Genomic DNA, 1,060 nt, shown 5'->3' on the forward strand with positions numbered 1-1,060 from the left:
ATTATTGATTCCTCAATAAGCGTTGAAACAAGTCCGCGACCAGACTCATAACACGCATTTTAAAACGAAAAAAAGCACTTATGTGCTTTTCGATAGTTTGCCTACGCCCCTGAAGGGAGTAGGCAAATTTTTCTAACGCGCTGCTTCGTTTAATCGAAGAGTGCGCTAATTGACTCTTCATTGCTGATGCGTCGAATCGACTCAGCAATGAGGCCAGAAATCGTAAGGGGGCGAATCTTACCACATTTTGCAGCGTTGTCACTTAATGGGATGGTGTCTGTGACAATCAATTCGTCCAATGTGCTGTTTTCGATGTTTTTAATGGCTGGGCCCGACAGAACTGGGTGGGTAATGTAAGCGTAAACTGCTTTTGCGCCATTCTCTTTCAATGCTTCGGCGGCTTTGCATAGCGTGCCCGCTGTATCAACAATGTCGTCGATGAGTAAGCATGTTTTACCTTTTACATCGCCAATAATGTGCATCACTTGAGAAACGTTCGCTTGAGGGCGACGTTTGTCAATAATTGCTAAATCTACATCGCCAACGCGCTTAGCCATTGCGCGTGCGCGAACAACACCGCCAACGTCTGGGCTGACAACGATAAAGTCTTCTTTAAAGCGCGTCATGATATCGTCGACCAGAATAGGTGTTGCGTAAATGTTGTCTACCGGAATATCAAAGAAGCCTTGAATCTGATCAGCGTGCAGATCAACAGTCAATACGCGGTCGATGCCTGCGCCAGTGATCATGTCAGCCACAACTTTTGCTGTAATCGGTACACGCATTGAACGCACACGACGATCTTGTCGTGCATAGCCGAAGTAGGGAACAACCGCTGTAATACGGCCTGCAGATGCGCGACGTAATGCGTCGGTCATGACCACGAGTTCCATAAGGTTGTCGTTGGTTGGGTTGCAGGTTGGTTGGATGATAAAAACGTCTTTACCGCGAACGTTTTCGTTAATCTCAACAGCTACTTCGCCGTCGCTGAATTTAGTGACTTTAGCGTTACCAAGAGGTAGGCGTAAATTGTCGACAACTTTCTGTGCTAAATCACGGT

At 46.6% G+C, this 1,060-nt stretch carries 1 protein-coding gene; it reads right to left on the reverse strand.

Annotated features, from left to right (window positions below):
- Positions 1 to 149: 149 nt before the first annotated feature.
- Positions 150 to 1,060, reverse strand: a 911-nt coding sequence (locus A3762_RS13675; RefSeq protein WP_068756116.1) for a ribose-phosphate pyrophosphokinase, incomplete at its 5' end; no start/stop codon positions are given.

The sequence above is a fragment of the Oleiphilus sp. HI0125 genome (assembly GCF_001635355.1).